This window comes from Pseudidiomarina aestuarii (assembly GCF_003987355.1).
In the GTDB taxonomy this organism is placed as follows: Bacteria; Pseudomonadota; Gammaproteobacteria; order Enterobacterales; family Alteromonadaceae; genus Pseudidiomarina; species Pseudidiomarina aestuarii.
In genome coordinates, this window is record NZ_PIPR01000001.1 from 221,529 (window position 1) to 245,619 (window position 24,091).

At 48.9% G+C, this 24,091-nt stretch carries 20 protein-coding genes; 8 read left to right on the plus strand and 12 right to left on the minus strand.

Translation table 11 applies throughout. From position 1 onward, the window contains the following. Nucleotides 1-36: 36 nt before the first annotated feature. Nucleotides 37-669, plus strand: a complete 633-nt coding sequence (gene udk / locus CWE22_RS01020) for a uridine kinase (RefSeq protein ID WP_169929546.1) — start codon at nucleotides 37-39, stop codon at nucleotides 667-669. A gap of 35 nt (nucleotides 670-704) precedes the next feature. Then, nucleotides 705-1,949, plus strand: coding sequence for a NupC/NupG family nucleoside CNT transporter (locus CWE22_RS01025; protein ID WP_169929547.1), 1,245 nt, complete (start codon nucleotides 705-707; stop codon nucleotides 1,947-1,949). A gap of 40 nt (nucleotides 1,950-1,989) precedes the next feature. Here the strand turns inward: CWE22_RS01025 and tesB are convergent, their stop codons facing one another. After that, the gene (gene tesB, locus CWE22_RS01030) at nucleotides 1,990-2,847 is read right to left on the minus strand and encodes an acyl-CoA thioesterase II (RefSeq protein ID WP_169929548.1); all 858 of its coding nucleotides are present in this window, start codon (nucleotides 2,845-2,847) and stop codon (nucleotides 1,990-1,992) included. A gap of 9 nt (nucleotides 2,848-2,856) precedes the next feature. Beyond that, entirely contained in the window at nucleotides 2,857-3,930 is a 1,074-nt protein-coding gene (locus CWE22_RS01035; RefSeq protein ID WP_169929549.1) for a sensor domain-containing protein, read from the minus strand. A 248-nt stretch (nucleotides 3,931-4,178) separates the two neighbouring features. Between CWE22_RS01035 and acnA the strand changes: the two genes are divergently transcribed. Then, complete coding sequence (gene acnA, locus CWE22_RS01040; protein WP_169929550.1) at nucleotides 4,179-6,860, plus strand: aconitate hydratase AcnA; 2,682 nt, start codon at nucleotides 4,179-4,181, stop codon at nucleotides 6,858-6,860. 72 nt (nucleotides 6,861-6,932) lie between these two features. On the opposite strand, the gene CWE22_RS01045 is transcribed toward acnA, so the two are convergent. From CWE22_RS01045 to CWE22_RS01055, 3 genes are all read right to left on the minus strand, one after another. Then, the gene (locus tag CWE22_RS01045) at nucleotides 6,933-10,178 is read right to left on the minus strand and encodes a S41 family peptidase (RefSeq protein WP_169929551.1); all 3,246 of its coding nucleotides are present in this window, start codon (nucleotides 10,176-10,178) and stop codon (nucleotides 6,933-6,935) included. Between the two features lie 68 nt (nucleotides 10,179-10,246). Continuing rightward, nucleotides 10,247-10,957: an SDR family NAD(P)-dependent oxidoreductase gene (locus CWE22_RS01050; RefSeq protein ID WP_169929552.1), complete on the minus strand. Its 711-nt coding sequence runs from the start codon at nucleotides 10,955-10,957 to the stop codon at nucleotides 10,247-10,249. Next, nucleotides 10,954-11,364: a 2-amino-4-hydroxy-6-hydroxymethyldihydropteridine diphosphokinase gene (locus CWE22_RS01055; protein ID WP_275069049.1), complete on the minus strand. Its 411-nt coding sequence runs from the start codon at nucleotides 11,362-11,364 to the stop codon at nucleotides 10,954-10,956. Before CWE22_RS01055 ends, CWE22_RS01050 begins: the two co-directional genes overlap by 4 nt. Nucleotides 11,365-11,603: 239 nt before the next feature. Here CWE22_RS01055 and CWE22_RS01060 point away from each other — a divergent pair, with 239 nt between their 5' ends. The 4 genes from CWE22_RS01060 to asnB all read left to right on the plus strand — a co-directional run bounded on the left by CWE22_RS01060 (nucleotide 11,604) and on the right by asnB (nucleotide 16,686). After that, nucleotides 11,604-12,038, plus strand: coding sequence for a hypothetical protein (locus CWE22_RS01060; RefSeq protein ID WP_169929553.1), 435 nt, complete (start codon nucleotides 11,604-11,606; stop codon nucleotides 12,036-12,038). Beyond that, nucleotides 12,031-13,464, plus strand: a complete 1,434-nt coding sequence (locus CWE22_RS01065; RefSeq protein WP_169929554.1) for a sodium:solute symporter family protein — start codon at nucleotides 12,031-12,033, stop codon at nucleotides 13,462-13,464. Before CWE22_RS01060 ends, CWE22_RS01065 begins: the two co-directional genes overlap by 8 nt. A gap of 122 nt (nucleotides 13,465-13,586) precedes the next feature. Beyond that, nucleotides 13,587-14,651 (plus strand): aspartate/ornithine carbamoyltransferase family protein, encoded by a 1,065-nt coding sequence (locus CWE22_RS01070; protein WP_169929555.1) that lies wholly within the window; start codon nucleotides 13,587-13,589, stop codon nucleotides 14,649-14,651. Nucleotides 14,652-14,670: 19 nt separating this feature from the next. After that, on the plus strand, nucleotides 14,671-16,686 hold the full coding sequence (asnB, locus tag CWE22_RS01075; RefSeq protein ID WP_169929556.1) for an asparagine synthase (glutamine-hydrolyzing): 2,016 nt from the start codon (nucleotides 14,671-14,673) through the stop codon (nucleotides 16,684-16,686). 17 nt (nucleotides 16,687-16,703) lie between these two features. Here asnB and CWE22_RS01080 read toward each other — a convergent pair whose 3' ends face one another. Beyond that, entirely contained in the window at nucleotides 16,704-18,056 is a 1,353-nt protein-coding gene (locus CWE22_RS01080; RefSeq protein WP_169929557.1) for an alkaline phosphatase, read from the minus strand. Between the two features lie 214 nt (nucleotides 18,057-18,270). Between CWE22_RS01080 and CWE22_RS01085 the strand changes: the two genes are divergently transcribed. Then, nucleotides 18,271-18,726, plus strand: coding sequence for an Hsp20 family protein (locus CWE22_RS01085; RefSeq protein WP_169929558.1), 456 nt, complete (start codon nucleotides 18,271-18,273; stop codon nucleotides 18,724-18,726). Between the two features lie 44 nt (nucleotides 18,727-18,770). Here the strand turns inward: CWE22_RS01085 and CWE22_RS01090 are convergent, their stop codons facing one another. From CWE22_RS01090 to CWE22_RS01115, 6 genes are all read right to left on the minus strand, one after another. Then, on the minus strand, nucleotides 18,771-19,634 hold the full coding sequence (locus CWE22_RS01090; protein ID WP_169929559.1) for a PDZ domain-containing protein: 864 nt from the start codon (nucleotides 19,632-19,634) through the stop codon (nucleotides 18,771-18,773). Then, nucleotides 19,631-20,014: a hypothetical protein gene (locus CWE22_RS01095; protein ID WP_169929560.1), complete on the minus strand. Its 384-nt coding sequence runs from the start codon at nucleotides 20,012-20,014 to the stop codon at nucleotides 19,631-19,633. The genes CWE22_RS01090 and CWE22_RS01095 overlap by 4 nt, the downstream gene beginning before the upstream one ends. Then, nucleotides 20,011-20,553 carry an RNA polymerase sigma factor gene (locus tag CWE22_RS01100; RefSeq protein WP_169929561.1) on the minus strand — a complete coding sequence of 181 codons (543 nt, stop codon included), beginning with the start codon at nucleotides 20,551-20,553 and terminating at the stop codon, nucleotides 20,011-20,013. The genes CWE22_RS01095 and CWE22_RS01100 overlap by 4 nt, the downstream gene beginning before the upstream one ends. Before the next feature lie 69 nt (nucleotides 20,554-20,622). Continuing rightward, on the minus strand, nucleotides 20,623-22,443 hold the full coding sequence (locus CWE22_RS01105; protein WP_169929562.1) for an ExeM/NucH family extracellular endonuclease: 1,821 nt from the start codon (nucleotides 22,441-22,443) through the stop codon (nucleotides 20,623-20,625). Beyond that, complete coding sequence (locus CWE22_RS01110) at nucleotides 22,421-22,906, minus strand: MarR family winged helix-turn-helix transcriptional regulator (RefSeq protein WP_169929563.1); 486 nt, start codon at nucleotides 22,904-22,906, stop codon at nucleotides 22,421-22,423. The genes CWE22_RS01105 and CWE22_RS01110 overlap by 23 nt, the downstream gene beginning before the upstream one ends. Before the next feature lie 17 nt (nucleotides 22,907-22,923). Next, nucleotides 22,924-24,090 carry a CsiV family protein gene (locus CWE22_RS01115; RefSeq protein ID WP_169929564.1) on the minus strand — a complete coding sequence of 389 codons (1,167 nt, stop codon included), beginning with the start codon at nucleotides 24,088-24,090 and terminating at the stop codon, nucleotides 22,924-22,926. Between the last annotated feature and the right edge of the window lies 1 nt (nucleotide 24,091).

Genomic DNA, 24,091 nt, shown 5'->3' on the forward strand with positions numbered 1-24,091 from the left:
TTCTTCGCTGTTGTGGGGCAATCGAAGATCGGACGCGTGGGAAAGACAACCATTATCGCCATTGCTGGCGCTTCAGCATCAGGGAAAAGTCTCTTTGCATCAACTGTCTACCAAGAGTTGGTAGCTGAGCTCGGAGGCCGTGGAATCGCCATTTTGGCGGAAGATGCCTACTACCGAGATCAAAGTCATTTGAGCTTCGAGCAGCGCCAACTGACCAATTACGACCATCCTTCTGCCTTTGAACATGAGTTGTTAGTCGAGCACCTTATTCAACTTCGCGACGGCCACTCGGTCGACATGCCACAATACAGCTATAAAACCCATACCCGCTTACCAGAGACGATTTCGGTCAGTCCCGGTAAAGTGATTATGGTGGAAGGGATTCTTCTCCTAACCGATCCAAAACTACGCGAAATATTTGATATTTCGGTGTTTATGGATACCCCCTTAGATGTTTGTCTGCTGCGACGCATGCGGCGTGATGTCGAAGAGCGGGGCAGAACCATTCAATCGGTCGCTGACCAATATGAAGAGACGGTTCGGCCAGCTTTTTTCGAGTTCATCTTGCCGTCGAAGCAATTTGCTGATTTAGTAGTCACCCGCGGCGGTCAAAATGAAATCGCAATCGACCTTATTAAATCAAAAATACGTCAACTGCTTGCTGAATAAGCAGTGATGATAAAAACAACACATGGTCTGAATATATGAATAGTTTTCTTGGTATCGCGATCATCTTGCTGATTGCCTATTTGTTTTCTGCAAATCGTAAAGCAATCCGCTGGCGCACTGTCGGTGGCGCTTTTGCAATTCAAGTATTGTTGGGCGCTTTTGTTTTGTACGTGCCGTTTGGACAAGACGTACTGTATGCAGTAGCAGCGGGAGTCGCGAAGATCATCTCGTTTACCAATGCGGGCATTCAATTTATGTTCGGCGGTTTGGCTTCTGCCGATTTTGGTTTTGTATTCGCCATTCAAGTACTCAGCGTTATCGTCTTTTTCTCATCACTGATTTCCGTGCTCTATTACCTCGGAATCATGAAGTGGATCATCAAAATATTGGGCGGCACGTTGCAGAAGATTATTGGTAGTAGTCGGCCTGAGTCCATGTCAGCTGCGGCAAATATCTTTGTTGGACAAACGGAAGCACCCATGATGGTCCGTCCCTTCATAGCCAGCATGACGCGCTCAGAACTATTCGCGGTAATGGTCGGTGGTATGGCATCTGTATCGGGTTCGGTATTGGCCGGTTATGCGGGTGTAGGCGTTGAGCTGAAGTATCTGATTGCGGCGAGTTTTATGGCCGCTCCAGCTGGATTGCTGATGGCCAAGATGATCATGCCAGAAACGCAAAAACCGCGCGAGGATCTCGATAACATCATCGAAGGCACAGACACGCAGAAGGCAGGTGACGTTCAAGTTGAAGATCGTTCGGTGAATGTGATTGATGCCGCGGCAGCCGGCGCGTCAAGTGGCGTTCAGTTGGCTATCAACGTCGGCGCTATGTTGATTGCTTTTGTTGCCCTCATTGCATTGATCAACGGCATCTTTGGCTGGGTTGGCGGCTGGTTTGGTTACCCTGAATTATCGTTGCAAGAGCTCTTTGGCTATATCTTCCAGCCCGTTGCTTACATGTTAGGTGTGAGCTGGGATGAGGCACAATTAGCGGGTAGCTTTATTGGCCAGAAACTAGTGATTAATGAATTCGTTGCCTATCTCGATTTCGTCAATTACAAAGACCAACTCAGTGAGCATAGCCAAGTGATTATCACCTTTGTTTTGTGTGGCTTTGCGAACTTCTCGTCCATCGCAATCTTACTGGGCGGACTGGGTGGTATGGCGCCGAGCCGTCGGCATGATATCGCTCGTCTTGGTATCAAGGCATTATTGGCTGCAACGCTCGCGAATATGATGAGTGCAGCTATCGCAGGTTTCTTTTTTAGTATTTCGTAATGAATGACGCTACGGGCTTCTCAGTCCGTAGCGTTTTCTCTCAGCGTTTCCGCATCACACCTTCTTGAATGGTCGAGGCAACCAACTTGCCTTGGCGGGTAAAGAACTGTCCGCGCACTAGACCACGTGCTCCAGACGCGACTGGACTGTCGATGGCATATAACAACCAATCATCCATTCTAAACTCATGGTGAAACCACATGGCATGGTCAATGGTTGCCATTTGAATGGTTGGCTCGGCAAAACTATGCCCATGAGGTTGCATTGCCGTGGGTAAAAAGTTGAAGTCGGATGCATAGGCTAACAGATATTTGTGAGCGCGTTGGTCGTCTGGCATTGGGCCATTCGCTCGCAACCAAACGTAGCGCTTCGGGTCTGCTTTATGCGGTTTAAACGGGTTAAAGCTGGTGACAAAACGCATTTCAATCGGCTTTTCAGAGATGAACTTGTTCCGAATTTGTTCAGGAATTAAATCGGCATGCTCACGATAGATATCGATGTCCGATACTAATCCCTCTGGCCCGGGCACTTCTGGCATCGGATCTTGGTGTTCAAATCCTGGCTCACTGATTTGGAACGAAGCAGTCATGTAAAAAATCGGTTTGCCATGCTGAATTGCTTGGACCCGCCGCGTTGAAAAACTCTTGCCATCACGAATGCTTTCTACATCGTACACAATGGGGCGCGTTGGATCGCCGGGGCGAAGAAAGTAGGTGTGCAGTGAATGTACTTTACGGTCTTCGGGCAAAGTCTCTTTCGCTGCGGATAAGGCTTGGCCGATCACTTGGCCGCCGAATACAGCACCAAATCCTAAATCTTGACTTTGACCCCGATAGATTCCTTGTTCAATGGTCTCTAAACGAAGTAAGTTTAATAGGTCGTTTAGTACTTTGCTCATGAATTAGTCCTAAGCTTTGTGAATAGGTGGGCTCGAGCTCGCCATTATAAACGACTCTGTTTCATGATGTTTAGCTTCGTACATCGCGGTATCGGCAACTTGCAGAAGATCATCCAGATCAGCACCGTGTCGCGGCCAGATAGCAATGCCAATACTTGGTCTCACTTGATCGAGCAATTCATCGCCAGATTGATTCTCAAAAGCGGTAATAATTTTCTGAGCAACGGCAGTCGCATCGTTGGGATGTTCAAGATACTCGAGCAACACGACAAATTCGTCACCGCCGATTCGAGCGACGGTATCTGTAGAACGAACTGCTTGACGAATAATGCGAGCCGCTTGTAACAATACTCGATCACCTGACTTGTGACCGTGTAGGTCGTTTACGGTCTTGAAGTTGTCTAGATCCAGGTACAGTAGCGCTAATGCTTGACGCTTCTGATGTGCATGTTCAACAGCTTGTTGGAAGGTGGTGTAGAATGCTGCGCGATTTGGAAGTTGGGTTAAAACATCGGTGTGCGCTAAATTTTGTAATCGATTTAAGAGAGCTTGGCGCTCTTGCAACGTGTCAATATGACGAGCAATAAAGCTTTCTAAATCAGTATCCATGCTTTGGTCGGGATAGTTCGCCATTAGCTTTTGCACTGACTGGTTTAAAGCGGTCACATTTCTCGCTTCATGCGCTGCTTGTGAGATCTCAAGCAACAGTTGTTGACGTTGTTCAGCTTGATATTGCTTGGTGATGTCTCGGGCGACGGCAACTCGCCTTTGATCAGCCTCTGACCAGCGCGCTGACCACAGCACGTAAACTACATGTCCCTGTTTGTGAATATAACGGTTTTGAAAATTCACTTTATGCTGACCGGACATGATATCGCGCGCGGCATTGAGAGTGCGCTCGCGGTCATCGGGATGGACAAAATTAATCATTTGCCGACCGATCATTTCATCAGGGCGGTATCCAAACACAACTTCACTACCTTTACTCACGTATGCGAATTCGCCGTTCGACGAGACGACGCAAACGACATCGAGGAGTAAATCGATGTAGCGACCTAGTGACTCTAGTGCCGGTTTATCCATGCCAGTGGTCAAGTTCCCAATAAATGTAGCGTGATAGCATTTATAGTAAATCGCAATTCTTAGCTAAGTGGAAGGAAAACCTACAGGTTTCAAGCAAATATCCTGCTATTTGAATCTGCCTGTGGCAGGATGAAGGTTGATCTTGTACGACAGCACTACCATAGTGATTATAAGTTAGAAATATAGCCTAGCTGGCACTAAGCAGCTAAGCTTATGGAATGATATTGTGCGTGGAAAAGGAGAGAGCTATGTCGAGCCACGACAGCCTGAAGACCTTAAGTACCCTAGAAGTAAACGGTAAAACGTACCATTATTTTAGTCTGCCCAAAGCAACTGAGGCATTGCGAAATATTGGAGATGCCGCAACGCTTCCAGTCTCGATGAAGGTATTGTTGGAGAACTTGTTACGTAATGAAGACGATGACACGGTCACCAAAACGGACATCGAGGCCGTTGCACATTGGTTGGCGGACAAACGTTCCGATCGAGAAATTCAATACCGTCCTGCTCGTGTACTCATGCAGGACTTTACCGGCGTTCCAGCGGTCGTTGATCTAGCGGCAATGCGTGATGCTGTTGCTAAAGCAGGACAGGATCCAAATCAGATTAATCCGTTATCTGCCGTTGATTTGGTTATTGACCATTCCGTTATGGTGGATAAATTTGCGACACCCGAGGCGTTTAAACAAAACGTCAAAATTGAAATGGAGCGTAATTTCGAGCGCTATCAGTTCCTGCGCTGGGGCCAAAGTGCCTTTGAAAACTTCCGCGTCGTACCGCCAGGTACCGGTATCTGTCACCAAGTGAACTTGGAATATTTGGCGAAAGTAGCTTGGACGAAAGAACAAGACGGCAAGACTTATGTGCTTCCAGATACGTTGGTCGGCACCGACTCGCATACGACCATGATCAATGGCTTAGGCGTATTGGGCTGGGGTGTTGGTGGTATCGAGGCCGAAGCAGCTATGTTGGGTCAACCAATCTCAATGTTGATTCCAGAAGTCGTCGGCTTCCGCATGACCGGTAAATTACCAGAGGGCGTGACGGCAACCGATTTGGTGCTGACGGTAACGCAGATGTTACGTAAGCATGGCGTAGTCGGTAAGTTCGTTGAGTTCTATGGTCCAGGTTTGGACAATCTGCCTCTGGCCGACCGTGCGACTATCGCCAATATGGCGCCTGAGTATGGTGCAACGTGTGGCTTCTTCCCAGTTGATGGCGAAACACTGCGTTATTTAGAGCTTTCCGGCCGCGATCAAGAAACGATTGATTTGGTTGAGGCCTACAGCAAGGCCCAAGGAATGTGGCGGGAAACGGGCGTAGAGCCAGTATTTACTGATTCTATGGAACTGGATTTGAGTTCGGTTGGCGCGTCACTGGCGGGACCAAAACGTCCGCAAGATCGCGTCGCCATGCCGCAGTTAGGTGCAAATTTTGACTTGTTACTCGAGAGTTCGGGCCAAGCCGACGAGAAAGATAAAGAAATTCCTGTGGAAGGGACTGACTACGCGCTGTCGCACGGTGATGTCGTCATTGCTGCCATTACTTCCTGCACCAACACCTCAAATCCGAGTGTGTTGATGGCTGCGGGCTTAGTAGCCAAAAAAGCAATCGAGAAAGGCCTAGATCGGAAGCCGTGGGTGAAAACATCGTTAGCACCAGGCTCAAAAGTGGTGACGGATTACCTCGCCAAAGCTGGTTTCACTAAATATCTGGATGAGTTGGGTTTTAACTTGGTCGGGTATGGTTGTACGACTTGTATCGGTAACTCAGGACCGTTGCCACCGGAAATCGGCAAGGCAATTAATCAAGGTAATTTGACGGTGTCATCGGTACTGTCAGGCAACCGAAACTTTGAAGGTCGAGTGCACTCTGACGTCAAAGCCAATTGGCTGGCTTCACCGCCACTTGTTGTTGCCTATGCTCTGGCCGGAACCACTCGTATCGACTTGAGTAATGATCCGCTCGGTACCGATAAAGATGGCAACCCAGTCTACTTGAAGGATATTTGGCCAAGCAGCTCTGAAATTGCCGAAGCTGTCGCGTTTGTTGATGGCGATATGTTCCGTCGTGAATACGCGGAAGTATTTAAAGGTGATGATGAATGGCGCGCTATCCCAATTGGTGAGGGGAATACCTACAACTGGAGTGACGATTCGACCTATGTGAAAAATCCGCCATATTTCCATGGCATTGATAAGCCGTTAGAGCCGATTAGCAACATCGATCAGGCGCGCGTCTTGGCTGTGTTTGCAGATTCGATTACGACTGACCACATATCGCCTGCAGGTTCTATCAAGGATTCTTCGCCAGCAGGTAAATATCTGCAAGAAAACGGCGTCGATGTCGCTGATTTCAACTCGTACGGTTCGCGCCGCGGTAATCACGAAGTCATGATGCGCGGTACATTCGCTAACATTCGTATCAAAAACCAAATGTTGGATGATGTTGAGGGTGGTTATACCGTGCATGTGCCATCCGGCGAGCAGATGTCGATTTATGATGCTGCCATGAAGTATCAGCAAGAAGGCACGCCACTGGTGGTATTAGCTGGTAAGGAATATGGTACTGGCTCGAGCCGCGACTGGGCTGCCAAGGGGACAACCTTGCTTGGTGTGAAAGCGGTCATTGCTGAGAGTTTTGAACGTATTCACCGCTCCAACTTGGTGGGCATGGGCGTGTTGCCGTTGCAATTTGTTGACGGGCAGGGCGTTCAAGCGCATGGACTCACCGGTAAGGAAGAGATTTCTATTGCCGGTATCAATGAGGATTTGAAGCCGGGGCAGATGCTTACAGTAACGGCGAAAAAAGAAGATGGCTCGACGGTTGAGTTCGAAGTGAAGTGTCGAATTGATACCGGTAACGAACTCGCTTATTACAAAAACGGCGGTATTCTTCATTACGTATTGCGGCAGATGCTGGCGGCGTAAAAAGTCCGTTGTCGGTCATAAGAAAAACCCCGTGGTTGTTGCCACGGGGTTTTTTATTTTGAGCATGAAACGCTAGAGGCCGAGTTTAGTTGGCATCGCTGGCGCTTCGCTATGATCAGCAGGCGGGTTCGCTCGTAACTCTTTGAGAGTTTCAGCTACAGCGCGTTCTAACTGCGGGTCACGACCTTGATTCACCAATGTTGGGTCGAGGATGACCTCGATATCTGGCGCAACCCCCTCGTTCTCAACCCGCCACTCGCCATCAGGCGTGTAGAAGCGGAAGAAAGGAACCACATGACCGCCACCATCAATCAAGGATGGATTGGTAGAAATTCCAATCAAACCACCCCACGTGCGTGTACCAATGAGTTTACCTAAGCCTAACCGTTTGAAGGACCATGGCAGGAAGTCACCACCAGAGCCAGCGTCTTGGTCAATCAGCATGGTTTTCGGTCCATAGATGCCGCCACCAGGCGTGCTGAACGTCAAACCATCGCGGTCTTTCCAGCCGGATAAAAAGGGACGCGCTAATATTTCGGTAATGTAGTTCGCTGCTTGTCCGCCACCATTTCTACGTTCATCGATAATCAGAGCCGGTTTATCGACTTGCGCAAAGAACATCCGATTGAAGAAGTAGAACCCGCCATCGGCAGTATTGGGTAGGTAGATGTATGCGACTTGCCCGTTCGATTCTTCATCGACGTACTGCCGATTTTGCTCAACCCAATGCCACAGTCGTAGTGTCGATTCTGATCGCGTTGGCTTTACTAAGACTTCACGCGAGTTTGAGCCAGAAGCATCGCTCGCTACGGTAAGGGTGACTTGCTGTCCGGCAGTTTGCTCCAGATGCTGGAAGATATTAGTCTGACTGCCGATAGCTTGACCATTGATGGCAAGAATGAACTCACCAGCTTCCACGGTGGCGCCAGGTTGCGCGAGTGGCGCATCCAAATACGGGCTCCAGCGGTCGCCTTGATAGACACGAGTCACTTGATAGTGACCGTCCGTGATAGCAAAATCGGCGCCCAGTAAGCCAGTATTGGTCGATTCACCGCGATAGACATCGCCGCCACCGACGCGGTTGTGACCGACCTGCAGTTCCGCGATGAGCTGAACGAGAACGTCGTTCAGATCTTCACGTCGCTGTACATGCGCTAACATGGGTTGGTATTTGTCGTACATCGCATCCCAGTCTATACCGTGCATGTTCGGGTCGTAGAAGTATTCCTTCTGCATCCGCCAAGTGTCATCGAAAATTTGCTGCCACTCAGCCGCTGGATCAATGAAACTGCGGACATCACTGAGTTTGACCGGCTTAGCATCCGGTTTAGCTGCAGCGTCACCGAGCTTGAGTTGATTTGGGCGAGTGATCAGCAAAAGCTTGCTGCGATCTGGACTCAACTCGAAGGTGGACAGGCCGGATTCAACGGTTTCCAGTTTTTGCTCTTCAAAGTTGAAACGATGCAAGGTTGCGTCGCCTGGACCGCCAGAGCCCGGAGGCTCATTGCTAGCACCTGCTTGAGGTGACTCCAGAATAAAGAGTCCACCGTCTTTACCAACGCCAAGCTTGCCGTAATTCTTTTCTGCAATTGGCAAACCTACAATTCGATTCTGAATGGAATCAAAATCAATGGTTACTGATTTATCCGCATCCTCTTCAGTTGCCGATTTCTCGTCAGCCGAAACCGCAGGTTCATCGCCAGTTTTCGGGAATAATGGTGATTGACCGTCATGACGGAGTACTGCCGCATAAATACCGAGTCTTACCGGACGTTCCTGCGTTGACAGATCTAAGCCGACTTGACTTGGACCTGTATTAACAGATGCTGCGAAATACAAATAATCATCTGTAAAAACTGGATTTTGCGCGTGGCTAATGCCGTCTGTGAGACGGTATTGTTCACCCGTACTGAAATCATGAATGGTAATCTGGCTGAAGTAGTTCGCTTCAGACGTAGTGAATGCCAAGTAGCGTCCATCGCTGGTAAAGCTGACTTGGAAATCGGCTCGACGAGGCGTCGTCGCAATGCGTTGCATCGATTCAGAAGCTACATCAAAGCTATACAGATTCAGATGGTTATCTTGATAGACGATGCGATCACCCGTTGGAGACCACGCTAACAGATTAAAATAACCCGTTTCACCCAATAAATACTTCTCAGGTTCGCCGGTGCCATCTTGAGCAGCAATCACCAAGCTGTGTCGATTGCCTTGGTCAGAAATGTAAGCCACTTGGGTGCCATCTGCACTCCACAGCGCGTCAAACTCACGAATGCCGGAGGTTGCGGTTAGATTACGAGTACTGCCATCTTTGGCTGGAACGGTAAAAATATCACCACGTGCCGTAACCAAAATTCGCTGACCGGTCGTTGAAAGCTGAGCAGACGTCAGTTGACGTGATGCATCTTTCCATTGTGGACGACGTTGTTCTGATGGAGCATTTAGCTTTACTGTTAAGACATCACGCGCCCCTGAATCAATATTCATGAGGTACAAGTAGCCACCAGCTTCGTAAATGACATGGTCGTCGTGGCCGCTGGCGCTTTGAATATCCCAGTCGCTATGTTCAGTGAGCTGCACCACGTCACCATCGTCATAGCGGAAAAGATTCATTGCGACGTTGTCGCGATCGGATAGGAAATAAACCGAGTCGCCAAGCCAAAATGGATTGTGCTCGTTGGCATTCGGATGTGGCACTCGTTCGAGTTTATTATCCGCGACATCCATAATCCAAATGGGTGGTGTGCTTCCACCTCGATGCAAGCGCCAACCGCTCGCACCCGAATAAGCCATATTGTTGGGTCGATACGCGAGTCGCTCGCCATCATCAGACCATTGCCCTTCATAGGCCACTGCAGTCATTAGTTTCGTCGGATAACCGCCGTCGACAGCAATTTCAAACAGCTGATTGGAGCGCGAATTAAGTATTTCACGATTGGATGCGAATAAAACTTTATCGCCAGCTGGGTTCCAACCATTCACCACGTCACCGCTTGGATGGTAAGTCAGTCGGGTTGGTTGCCCGCCAGTAATCGGCATTACATACACATCTGCGTTGCTATCGTAATTACCGGTGAAGGCAATCCAATTGCCGTCGGGCGAGAATTTCGGATTCGATTCTGGCGCTGGCGAAGTGGTCAATGGGCGTGGGTTAGAGCCATCTCGATCAGCTAACCAAATATCACCACCGTAAACGAAGGTGATATGGCTATCAGATAGATCTGGCTGACGAAGTAATCGCGCTGATTCATCAGCTAAAACAGGGGCGGTGACGAGCCCGAGGAGAATCCCCGTTAGCGTCAAGGCTTGAACTTTCATGGCGAATTCCTTGCAGTGATAAAACGAATTTAACGCTTAAGTTTTAGCACATTAAGTCAGGAATGCCTTTAAATATTTAGCGCTCTACCACCATCAACTTTAATGGATTCCCCAGTAATAAAAGGGTTGTCGCGCAGAAATCTGACCGTATCTATCATCGGTTGTAAGCCACCCTCGACCTTCAACGGAGTTTGTGCGAGGACCGTTTGACGATGCTCAGAATCATGCTCGGGTAAGAATAGAATCGGGCCAGGTTGAATAGCGTTAACGCGAATTTCCGGTGCTAATGCTTTGGCAAACCCTTGGGTGAGATTCGCGAGACCAGCTTTTGCCGCACAATAAGCCAAATAGTCGGTGGACGGACTGTCTACGTATATATCAGTAATGTTTAAAACTAATGCTTGGCCAGACTCTTTGAGTTCTTGTTGCAAGCCAGAAATGAGTAAATAGGGTGCGATAGTGTGCACGCGAAATACCGCATCCAGATTAGCTAAACTCGCATCGACCGCCTCATTATTGAAGAAGCAGGATGCATTGTTCACCAACAGGTCAATTTTCAGCGTGTGCTGCTGCACAGTTTTTATTAACGCTTGGACTTGGTTCAAATCAGCGAGATCGGCTTGCACGCCAATCGCACCTTTAGATTCGAGTTCTTCGACTCCTGCTTTGGACGTATTGTAATGAGCAAAAACAAGGTAATCCTCGGCGAGTAGCGCTTGCGCCAACTCGAAGCCAAAACGGCGGCCAGCGCCAGTGATGAGTGCGACACGCTGGGTCATAAAGTGACTTGCTCCTGCTCAGTTAATCGTTGTGCAATAGGTTGTAGTGAGGGGATGGCGCTGGCTAGATAAGCTGGAACGGATTCCCAGACATCTTCATCAATAGCACCCAGAATATCGATATCCATAGGTCGATCTTTTTTACTGCATTCAGGATCGTCTCTATCACGACCCAGCTCAGTCTCAATTTTGTTAAAGGCCATTTTTAAAACTTCGGCATCGAGCTGTGTCGCGATTACAAATAGCGAATTCAAAAAATCATGTTCGGTGTCGATATCAACTGGTTTCGTATAGACCGCACGCGAGTAATGGATCTCGCCCAATGGGGTCAGTTTCGACCGTGCTTTGGCGAAATTCTCTTCAGGAGCCAAGTTGGCTCCCATACTGCATAGATACACGTATATCATCTCGCTACTACCGCTTTATGAGTCTGAAAAAAGGATACCTCAACCTATTACGAACTACCACGCCAGAACGATCTTTCGCAGATGGCATGACTGCGCAGTTTTGTTAAAACAGTTCGAGTTGAAAAGAGTTGCTGGGGTTGGTAGGCTTTAAAGTCACGTTCAATTTGGAAGGATTCGTGCCGAAGGTCACTCGGTTAGTGCGTCGATATTGCAGTTTTTTGGCTGCATTAGTAGCAGTAATGTTCACTGCAACTCAGGTTTCTGCTCAAGACTATCAACTGAGTGGACCTGACGGATCTGTGCGCGCCGGATACTTCGTAGTCGAAGCGTCTCTGGTGGAATCAGCAGAAAATCCGATACCACTATCCGAGCTTCAACTTCAACAAGCCACCTCCACAGATTTCACTAATCCCAAATATTATCGCTACTTTGGCGATTTCTCTGAGCTCACCGCTACGGGTGTGCCATCGGGTCAGTATTTTTTGCGTCTGGTGGATGAGCAGGGGCATTCGCATAGCAATGTGATTGAAGTGACCGTTGACCATTACTCATTGTGGCAGGCTTTATCGTTATTCGGTATTGGCTTGCTGTTGTTTGTGATTCTTGTAGCGACACAACTGTATTTTTTCAAACGTGCTTCACAGCAAGCAAGCCAAGGAGTGAACCATGAGTGATTCTGGCTTTGCGCTGAGCACCGAGCTAGGTCTTTGGCTTGTCGTTCTGTTTGGCTGCGCGTGGATAGCTTTTGGCTGGTATTTGGGGCGCGCGAATAAAAGCCACGAGGACTTTGCCTTAGCCGGACGCAACGTTGGTATGGCTCTGGCTGCTGCAACCGCTATGGCGACCTGGGTCACTAGCAACACCACGTTAGTCGCGCCGCAACTGACTTATCAGTTCGGAATCTGGGGCATGGTGGGATATTCATTCGCTGCGCTCGGCCTCATTTTATTTGCGCCGCTTGCTGCGCGCATCAAACAACTCATGCCGAACGGCTACACGTCGGGCGATTTCATCCGACTCAGGTATGGCCGCGCTGCATGGTGGGCCTTTATTGTCATCTCTGTAGTTTATGCATTTGGTTGGTTGGTATCGTTGGGTATGGCTGGAGGCATACTCTTGCAAGCCTTGAGCGGCTTAGATTATCACATCGGTATGTCAGCTATTTTGTTGATTTGTGTAGGCTACACCCTTTTTGGTGGCTTACGAGCGGTCATCGCGACGGATTTTATTCAAGCGGTGATAATCATTCTTGGTGTGGTGCTGATCGCGTGGTTTTTAATTGATACTGTCAGCTTAGACTCGATTCATCGTGAGCTCAGTGGCGAACATCCACAATTACTCGATTTACTATTCCCAGCTGCCATCATGTTTTTGTTCAACAATATCTTTTTTGGTTTGGGAGAGATCTTCCATTCCAATGTGTGGTGGTCACGCGCACTCGCTTTTCGTGGCAAAGTCGCCATGAAGGCGTTTTTATTAGGGGGTTTGTTGTGGCTACCGATCCCGATTGTCACGGGGTTTATTGCGCTCGCCGCGCCACAATTAGGTATCTTCCCACCGAGTGCTGATATGGTTGGACCTATGGTTGCCGCCGAAGTACTGGGTAAAGTTGGGGCAGTGGTTGTGTTTGTGGTGGTGTTCTCTGCATTGGCATCAAGTTTAGATTCGCTGCTTGCTGCAACTGCCGACCTAGTTACCCGCGACTTCTACCACAAAAAATTCAATCCGCAGGCAGGCGACCGCCAACTGATGCGCGTCAATCGTTACAGTATTATCGGCTTGGGTGTGCTGACCTGGCTGTTTTGTCTGCCGCAAATAGCCACACTGGGCGCCTTGCTGAATTTTGCCGGAGCCTTTGTTGCTAGCACTATTTTCCCCGTTGTCCTCGGTTTGTATAGCCGCCGAATAACCGGAGCCTATGCCGCAACTGCTATGACATTGGGTACACTGCTTGGATTAATCAGCTACTTTATGATTGGGTTCTATGTCGCCGCTCTGATTTCCTGTGCAGTTTCCGCCAGTATTTGTGCACTTGGGTTGTGGCGCAGCAATTCAGCGTTTAAGTGGGACCAATTAGCGGAGCGCGAGGAGTCACTATGATGAGTCTGACGGGTTTTAGTGTATTGGTTTACGTGTGTCTCGCATTGACTGCTTGTGCACCGATTATTTTACTGGGGCTATGGCTCAAGGATTTCATTTCTAAACAATTATGGTAATCAATTATGAACGTAAATGACGTTTCGTTTGAGCGAGAGCGTCCGGATGTCTATGGTGATGCGCATCCGAAAGCCCTGCTACGAGCTATCCAAGAGGATGGTGATTACTTGGTGCAATTAGCCAATCAGCACATTGTTTCTGGTGATCAGTTTAATCAAGAAACCATGAAACAACTCTTTCGTTTGGCTGCGAAAATAGAGAGTAACCCAAAGCGGTTTAGCTCCCCGTTGCAGAATAAAATTTTGATTAGTGCATTCTACGAGCCGAGCACCCGCACGCGACTCTCCTTTGAGAGTGCATGGCATCGTCTTGGTGGCGATATTATGTCTATTACCGATAGGTCTACCACTGGAATTGCGAAAGGCGAATGCTTAGCCGATGTCGCGGAAATGTTTAACAACTACGGTGACTGTGTCGTGTTGCGGGATACCCAAGAAAGCTCGCTGTTTGAGATGATGGACGCATTGCGGATCCCAATTATTAATGCCGGTAACGGTGTGGACGAACATCCAACACAAGCGCTATCGGATATGTACGCCATTTTTAAATGGTGCCCGGAATTGATTGATCCTGCTAATAACACCTCGATCAAGCTGGGTATTATTGGTGTTCCAAACAAAATGCGCACGGTTCGCAGTTTCCTGAAGTGCTTGTCGGTATTTCCGCATGCAGTGAGCGAAGTGGTGGTGATTCACGATAGCGCGAGTGAGACCGAACTATTCGGGCCAGGGCAGCGTGAAGAACTAGAAAGTCGCGGATTAAAAATCACGACATCAACCGACTTGGATGCGTGTTTACCGACCTTGGATGTGGTTTACATTAATGCGATTTCTTGGGAAGGCGATACCTTCAATACTTATGGCAGCAAGTTTCATTTGAACGCGCAGTCACCTCTGAAAGAAAACGCAATTATTCTCCACCCGTTGGCGCGTGGCGAAGAATTAGCAACCGATTTAGATCATACCGCCCACAATTGGTATTTCAGCCAAGCGCGCGGTGCCGTATTCCTCAGAATGGCGTTACTCACTTGTATGGTCGAGCGCGCAGAGCGTGTTATTGACGTCGTTTAAGCAGTAAGGAGACGAATTTATGTGTGGAATTGCAGGTGTTTTTCAGCAGCAACCGAATGCTGCTATTGAGGCGCAAACGCTCGTCAATATGGCCGCTATTATGCATCACCGTGGACCCGACGGTTTCGGTTATGACCGTATGGAGGACTGTGGTGTTGGGTTTAGTCATGCACGCTTGTCGATTATTGATTTAGATGAAGATCGTGCACGGCAGCCATTTCGTTCGGCCAACGATCGATTACTGTTGGCTCACAACGGCGAATTTTATGATTTTAAGCGGATCCGCGCGGACCTGACGGCTCAGGGTGCTCGGTTTCGTACCAAAAGCGACTCTGAAATTGTTTTGCACTTATTCGAGCGCGTGGGATTGGAAGCAACACTGAAAGAATTACGCGGCGAGTTTGCTTTTGCGTTATTTGATCGTGATGAAGATGCGTTGTATCTGGTGCGGGACCGTTTCGGTATCAAACCGTTGTATTACACCGAAACCGACAACGGATTGGTATTTGGGTCGGAATTGAAGGTGTTGTTCGCACATCCTGATGTCAAACGTGAGTTTTCAACCGAAGGTCTTCTGCATCAGCTTATTCAAGTTATGGTGCCGGGCTCAACTGCGTTTGAGGGCATTCATCAGGTGGCACCAGGGCATGTGGTGAAAGTGACCCGAAAGCAGGGCAAATTGGCGATCGAAACCAGTAAGTATTGGGATGTGAAATTTCCTTTAGCGCATGAGTACCCGGGCGATGAAGTTGATGAAACACCCTACATTGAAGGGGTACGTAAACATCTATTAGAAGCCGTTCAGCATCGCTTAACAGCCGATGTTCCGGTCGGTTGCTACCTCTCTGGCGGGATTGATTCGTGTGCGATTCTAGGGCTATCTGCAGCGTCTACACAGACCTCCGTGAAAGCCTTTACCATTGGCTTTGATTCCAGTGACTATGATGAGACACCCATTGCCCAAGAAATGGCGGAGGCCACCGGTGCGGATCATCACATCATGCGACTCAAAGCCGATGATCTGTATGATCATTTTGTCAAAACGATTTGGCATACGGAACGCACCATATACAACACTCTGGGCGTGGCAAAATATTTGATGAGTCAGCAAGTTCATGATGTGAACTATAAAGTGGTGTTGACGGGCGAAGGCTCGGACGAATTATTTGCAGGCTATCCAGCATTCCGTAAAGACATGTTTTTACATGGCTTAGACCACCTTCCTGACAGTGAGCGCAAAGCGTGGCAAGAGCTGCTGGAGAAGAACAATAAGCTCTTTAAGGGCGCTATGTTGGCGCGTGAAGAGTTTGTCAGTCCAGCTTTTAACGCCAAGATGGGTTTCACCCCAAGTTGTGTCCAGCCATGGTTATCCTGTGCTGATGTCGCACTGCCTTTGATAGCGGCTGAGCGGCGCGCTGATGTGGAAGATTACGACCCAGGCTCGGCTATTGCAGCAACCCTCGATGAAGAAATGCTTAAGGGTAGGCACCCGCTCGATCGAGCGCAGTATGTGTGGATCAAAACAATGTTGGAAGGGCAAATTCTGACTTGGGGTGGCGACCGAGTAGATATGGCAAACTCAATGGAAGCGAGGCCGGCGTTTTTGGATCATCATTTGGCTGAGTATGCGTTCACCGTTCCGCCACATTTACGGATCAAAGGTAATAAAGAGAAATATGTGCTGCGTGAGGCGATGAAGGGGTTGCTCCCGGAAACGTTGTATAAGCGCGAGAAGTTTGCATTTATGGCCCCGCCGGCGCATACGGATCCGAAGAAATGGCAAGCTGTTCTAAAATTAGCGGAGCAGTTTTTGTCTGAAGAGCCGGTCACTCAAGCCGGTTTGTTGGACTACGAGATGGTCCAAGCCACTTTTGCCAAACATGAAGATGAAACGGTTCCGATTGATGAAAAAGTTCAATTGGATGCGGTGATTAATCACATGTTAGGGGTACAAATTTTGCACCATCATTTCGTGCAAACTGACGTGCCTGAGTTAGCTGCAAAGCGAGCGAGAGAGCTAGGCTGGCACGCATAGTGCCAGCCCTTCATGGGTTACTTCACGATATTGAGTAACACTTTGGCAATATCTGTGTGGTCTTGATAACCGCGCAGTTGCTCAGCGTACGGGCCTACTGCGAGAACCGGCACATCAACAGCGGTGTGACCGGTTGTCGTCCAACCCGTTCGTGTATGCTTGCTAATCAGCGGTACTAATACAGCACCTAAAGCATATTGCTGATCACGAGCACGCTCAGAATCAGGCAACTCAGCTTCAATCAATTGCTGCCAATCTTCATCGCTAAAGTCGAGATTCAATCGCGGTTGTAAGTACTCTCGCCATTGAGCACGAGGCATTTCGAGTAGTCGTTCTGTGAGAAACGCGAGGGAGTTTTGTATACCCATTACACGCTCCGAGTACCACGCGTACTCACCACCCTGTCCCAATGTTAAACCGCCAGTCGAATGATCGGCTGTAATCACCAATAAAGTGTTGGGATGCTCTGCTTGATAGGCTTTGACAACCTCGATGGCAGCAGCAAAATCAGCCATTTCATGCACCGCGCACGCAATATCATTCGCATGACCACACCAATCAATTTGACTCCCCTCGATCATCAAGGCGAAAGGCTGTCCCTCCGTCTGCTGTTCTGTCAGCAGTCGGAGTGCGTGTTCGGTCATGCTTGCCAGCCGTGGTTCATCGTCAATCGCGTGTGGTAAGCCAATGGGTGCGAATAGGCCCATGGCCGGTAATTGCTGAACTTCAGGCAGTTCCTCAAACTCAGTCACTATGGTCATGCCTTGCGCTTCGAGTTCCGGTAACCAGTTTTTGTCGTCACGGTTAAAGTGTGCATAACCACCACCCAGCATGACATCAAAGCTCCATTGTCCGTCCGCAATCGGTGTTGCCATGGAATCGGCAATTTGATGATACATATTGCGTGACGGATGGTGGGTGAAGAACGAAGCTGGGGTCGCGTGTGTCACTTGTGACGTAGATACAGCGCCAGTAAGCCAACCATTTTGGCGAGCCAATTCCATGAGTGTTTGCTGCGGATGTTTATTGGCATCCATGCCGATGGCGCCGTTGTAGCTCTTAATGCCGGTTGCTAACGCTGTAGCACTAGACGCTGAGTCGGTTACCCAAGTGTCATCATCCGGATAGGTGGTTGCTGCACCGACCAACAAATCATCGAACGGTGTTGAAGCAAGTTTGTCAGCACCGAGTTCGCTCATGGCATAGCGGTAAGCCGAAATATATTCAAACCCCATGCCATCACCAATCATGAAAATGATGTTTGGTGGTGTCGTGTCGGCAGCCGCTTCTGAGGGTGCTTCGGTGGTGGCGCAACTGGCAGTGCTGATGGCAGCTGCTATTGCTAAGGCCACGAGAGTTCTGGATTTCATGACTAATTCCTCGTCAAAATGTCCACGTCAAAATAAGTGCGATTATCCTAGCACAGCTGCGTGACAATGCAGTGACAATATGGGCTCTGAAGCAGTATTGAAATTTCGAGTCGGCACACTTGAAATGTGAATCAAGCAGCCACAAATAATGAGTACCAAGATGTCTCCAAGAGAGTCTTGGCTACTTAAATTATTGCTTCTTAGGAGAATGATGATGGCAACAATTGATTTATCCCCTTTATACCGTAGTTCGATTGGTTTTGACCGTATGGCTCGTTTACTCGATGCAGCAATGCGCGCAGATGGTAATGGTGCCGGAGGTTATCCTCCTTACAACATCGAAGTGATTGATGAGAATCGCTACGCTATTACTCTCGCGGTTGCTGGTTTTGAAGAAGATGAACTGAGCATCGAAGTTGAGAACGGTGTCCTCAAAGTGCAGGGCAAGAAAGCTGACGAGCAAGAAGAGCGTCACTATTTACACAAAGGAGTGGCGTTTCGCAGCTTTGAGCGGAAATTCAATCTAGCTGATCATGTCGAAGTGATTGGCGCCGAAATGAAAAATGGCTTATTGACCATTGGGCTCGAGAAAATCGTTCCCGAGGCCATGAAGCCAAAACAAATCAAAATCGGTAAGTCACTCAATCTTCTTGAGAAAAAGTCGAGTTAACTCGTACTGAAATGAAAACAGCCAGCTTGAAGCTGGCTGTTTTTTTAATCGTTCGGGTCACAACTGTGTTCAGTGACTTTCCAAACAATCGGTTCCCAATACCCTGCATTCACTCGGTCATAGCGTTTGTCGGCAATAAAATGTGCCGCTAAGTGATACTTCTTGTTGGGTTCAACAACTAAGCGGAGCAACTTTTCGGTCCGTAAGCTGGGTGAACGGGTTGCCCGTGGGTCACCGATCTTTTCATGAAGACCAATAATGTGCTCACCAACTCCCAACTTAATCACTGGATTCTTGATGCGCGTATCTTCGCCATTGATTGTGTTGATAAACGCCGGGTAATAATCTCGCGTCACTGGCGGCTGCAGAAATATACTCACGCGTCCACACGCAGTCGCGTTTTGAATAGCATGAGCCGTTTCTTCGAAAGTTGAGTCAACCTCAAGGCGCCAACCAGGCACCACCGTCGCACGGACGATACTCTCGAGCGTCAAACTTTTGTCATCACGCTCAATTGTAATGTTGAAGGTGCGACCATGCTCCAGGTCATCAAACATTTGCAGAATGGTCTGTAATGATTCTCGCTCGACCGAAGTGCCGTTGATATGCGTGAGGTGGTCGCCTGCTTCGACTCCCATATCCGCCGCAACGGTTCCTGGACGAACGCTAAGGATTTCTCCATCGGGGCGTACGATAGCACCCCATTCAAAATAACTACGGGCTGGCTCTTCGAGCACGACAGTGTCATTTTTACCGCCAGACTTAGCAGCTTCCACGGCAGCTGAACGTGCCATTTCACGAGCTCGGTCCTCTTGCGGCTCTACCGCTTGAGCAGCAGTAACTACCAGCGCATTGCTAAAGGTCAGGGCGGTTAATATGCCGAGAGTGATACGAGAGAATGGCTTCATAAAATTTGCTCCTTCGCTTGCAAATATTCGCGTTCTTGCCAAAGTTGATCAATTTGCTGAGGCTCTGCACCATTTAAATAAGCTTGCTGAATACGCTGATCGAGCGCATCTAACGCATAATTATCGGCTAATAACATCGGTGGCACGGGTTCCAAAGCAGGCGCTGTGGGCGTCATAGGTGCCAACACAAACCAAGCGACCGCAGCAGCTGTTGCGACAGGCGCGAACCATAACCAGCGACGTTGTTTCGCCAAAGCTGACTGTGGCTGAACATCTTGCCAACGCAAAGTTAGCTCCGATTGCTCTTGGTCCACCCAAGCTTCAAGACGTGCTTTCAACGCTTGTTCCGCTGGACTCTTTGGCGTTGATGGTAAGGTCATGATTGACTCCTATCTTTCAATTTCTGTAGCGCCCGATGATATCGTTGTCGAACCGCTGTTGCTGAAATAGCAAACTGTTCTGCTAATTCTTGATGCGAGTAATCTTCAACCACAAACAACCAGACGATGAGACGTTCTTCATCACTTAACACGCTGAATAATGCTTCAATATCATCGACTCGACTGAGCCAATCCGCTTGGCTATGCCAGTCAACCGACTCACTCTCAGCTTCGTCCTCAAGACTATGGTTCTGATTTGTGGGTCGCCGAAAATAGGCAAACGCGGTGTTGAGCGTCAATTGCTTTAGCCAACCGCCAAAAGCGGAGGTTTCTCGCAATTGATTTAGCTTTGCAAATGCTTGGACAAAGACATCTTGTGCCAGGTCGCGAGCCAATTCAGGCTCTTTGCAAAGACCGCGTAATAAGGTTAAGACGGGACGTTGAAACACTTCGAAGATGACACGCTGGGCATCACGTCGACCCTCTTGTGCCGCGCGAATTGTGTCTGGGCTGATTTCACTACCAAATCCTGTGCTCAACGCCTTCGTCCTCTTCCTTGTTCTTAGCAACAAGATGCCTGAAACGAAGACGTTGTGACAAGACTTTTACTAAAACTGAATGTCGGCGTACACCGGGTCATGATCAGACGAGCGAAACGGCGAGTTACTCACCCATTCTGGATTATCGATCGCTTGATTATATTGCAGTGCTGTCGGTTCGTCGGCATTGATTGACCAATGGTGCTGACGCACGACGCGATTGTGCAAGGTCGTTGACACTAAAAGGTGATCAAGACTGCCTGCTTGCCCAGCGAATACGTAAGAATAACCATTCGGTTCAAATACATCGACACGATTGTGATAACCACGTTGCAGGAGCAATTGAATAGGCTCTTCCTGGGCATAGGCATTGAAATCGCCCAGCAGCACACGTGCTTCTATTCGTGCTGTACGTGGATCATTCTCCAAAAAATCAGCCAGTAGTTGCGCCGATTGCACGCGAACACCATTCCAACAGGCTTGTCCGTCAGAATTATTTTGATTCAAAGGGTCAGCGGTGCGTGGGCAGCCTCCCTTAGATTTGAAATGATTTACCGCAACCAAGAAAGACTCTTGATTATGCGTGGGTGTGAACTGTTGAATCAGCGGATACCGACTGCGAGCGCCGAATGGATACTCGGTTACAGTCAATACAGAGCCTTCTGGAGTCACTTTATCAGCTCGATAAAGCAGACCATTGGTGATTTGAACGGAACCAAACGGACCGGATTCCGTGGCGCGAACAAACTCCCAAGGATGACCGGTTTGCGCTTTCAAAGCCGCGGTGAGTTGCACAATTGCGCTTGCCGTATCGTAACCATCATTCTCGATTTCCATGAGTCCGACGATATGCGCATTCATGGCTGCGATGGCTTGCACGATTTTCGCCTCTTGCAAAGTAAATGCAGCCGGATTTTTCGCACCGCGCTCGGTTGGAAACGATTTTTCCTCACCTTCGCCATTGAAGTAATTCAACACGTTAAATGCGCTAATACGGATGGTTTGTGTTGCAGGTGCCGGTGGAGCGGCAGGCCGTTGCGCTAATTCAGAAACCACGACGGGTTGTGTTGGTTGAATTCGATAATCAGAATTGAACTCGCTAAATATGCCGGTTACGGGCTTGATAGTCGTTCCAGCTCGCAAGCTGTTAGCTGAAGTGAGAGCGGGTGCTGGATAGGGAACCAATTCTGGGTTTGGGGCTTGATTGTCGTCTATCGTAATTAGACTGCGACTATTGTAATCGGAAACTTGTTGCGCTTCTGTACCCGGCTGAACTCGCTGTGTGGGTGTAAATAAACGTTCTGGCGCAGCCTGAAACTGACCATGCCGTGCCAAGTTATAATTACCATTCACTACCAATGAAGAACTCGTCGTAACTAACATGCCTTCATACTGCTCAAACTGAGCCAGAATCTCGACGGGGAGTGACAGTTCTGCAGCTTGGGGTTGTTCAGTAGCACCGCAAACAGTCACTTGAGTGACTTGTTGCAACTGAGTCAGTTGTTCATCTTCGGACACGGTGCCGGTTACACTGACTATTTCACCGGGTTTTACAAGTGTATTTGAAGCGATGGCGGCATAAGTAACAAATAATCCTTCAGCAGTTGTAGGATCGTTATCTGCATCCTCGGATAGGCTCTGCATAAAAAAGCCACCAAGCTCTGTTTCACCTTGAAAGTTCGCGGTGACCACGCCCCGAACCGTGAGCACTTGGTCGAGATACGGTGACTGAGCTTGATTGCCTTGAATCGCATGAATCGGTGTGGTCGATTCGGCACAAATAGGTGGTGCTGCCGAAAAACTGCAGGCACTCAGAAGGGTAATGGCTGCGGAACTGGCTAACAGCCAGTGTAATTTCGATTGAGTACTAGTCTGATTGTGTTTCAACATAACTTCCTACATCAAGAACTTCAGCTGCATCCAGCCGTTCGGCGTTCATCATGGCAGCAATGCGTTGCATCGCCGCTAATAATTGTGATTGTTCCCAATCTTCTAAATCTTGGAAACGCTCAATAAAGTCTTCTTGTAAAGGGCGTGGTGCGGCATGCATGCGCTCAGCGCCTGCTGCAGTTAACCAAAGTACGACGCGTCGTCGGTCTTGCGTACTTCGCTCGCGGCGAATTAACTGTTTATGTTCAAGGCGATCGATGACGTTGCTGACGGTTGCCGGGCTGAGCGTAATATTTTGTGCGACGGCACTGGCGGTAATACCCTCGGATGCAGCAGCGACTTCACGCAAGATAAGCAACTGCGGAGCCGTGAGCCCCGCGAGCTTATTCAGTTGCTTCGAATAGAGGTCAGTGGCGCGGATAACTTTCCGCAGTGCCAGCAATAATTCTTCGTGCTTCTCCATCTTTCTGCCTGTTTGAATCAACGTCGCGCTGACAAATCAGTGCGGCGAATCTGCACTACGATACCGAACTTCGGGTGGTCAAAATAATGCGTCTCATGACTAATCACTCGGCGCAATTGTTGCAAATCATAGCGCCGCAAGAAAGGTTGCGTCTGCTCTTGCCCATCAATAGCGAGTTGCGCTTGGTCGGCTAGGGTGCCAGCACTAAACCGCACGGTTTCGGGTTGTCGCAGTTGTAAGTCACTTTCAATGTGCAGGTAGTTTGCCACCAAATAGATGTGAAGCAAGCCTTCAAGTTCCCACAAGGGTTGCTTCTCAATGACATCAGGCCGGTTGGCCGGCGGTGGCGGCGGCGTCTTTTGCTCACGCAAGGTCAGTTCTAAGTCACCCTGATCGGCCATTTGGAGTAGTTCTTCGAGTTGTGTGAATAACTCTTCTTGCGGGGCTAAAGAGGGGCGCTCGGGTTGCTCAAGAGCAGACCATTCCGCAAATTGTGACTCGGAGTCAGGTTGGGGCAATAGATAGCCGTCCTCAGCAAAACGATTGCCGAAGTTTGCGCCACCGAATACGCGGAATGTATACCTATCGGAACGGTTGAAGACGGGTTGCCGAACGACTTGATGCAGAAGTGGTTTACCCACATTTCGACGCACTAAGTTATCACGTAGCTCAATCAGTTCCATGTCCGTTGCAGGCAGTAAAAATGGCCGTGGAGAATTCTCCATCTCACCACCAAACCCATCAACCACATTAACCGGCGCAGCATCAAATCGATTGAGACGAGCAAGCGGCATTGTCAATGTTTTGTTGTAGCTTAAATCAAGTTCATTGGGTTGGTGACATAACCATATTGCTTCGCCTTTCATTAGCGCCTTGTCATAGTCGCAAGGATCGGTTTCGTACAGGAAGCTACCAAAGTCTGGTGCATAGTAGGAGGTCAATAGATCATTGCGCGCATTTTGAACCGGACGTGGTGGTAGCCACGGGAATTGCTCGGTTACATCACTATTCGAATGTTTAAATATCAGCACCTCGACATCAAACCACCGCCATTGCGATGGGTCGACGGGTTGTGTGGTGCCATTGGTCTGAGCTAGCGCGGGACCTGCCGTAGCAAGAAACGACAAACTCGCAAGGCTAGTGACAGTCAATCGCCAAAACTGTCGCACATATGATTGACGCATG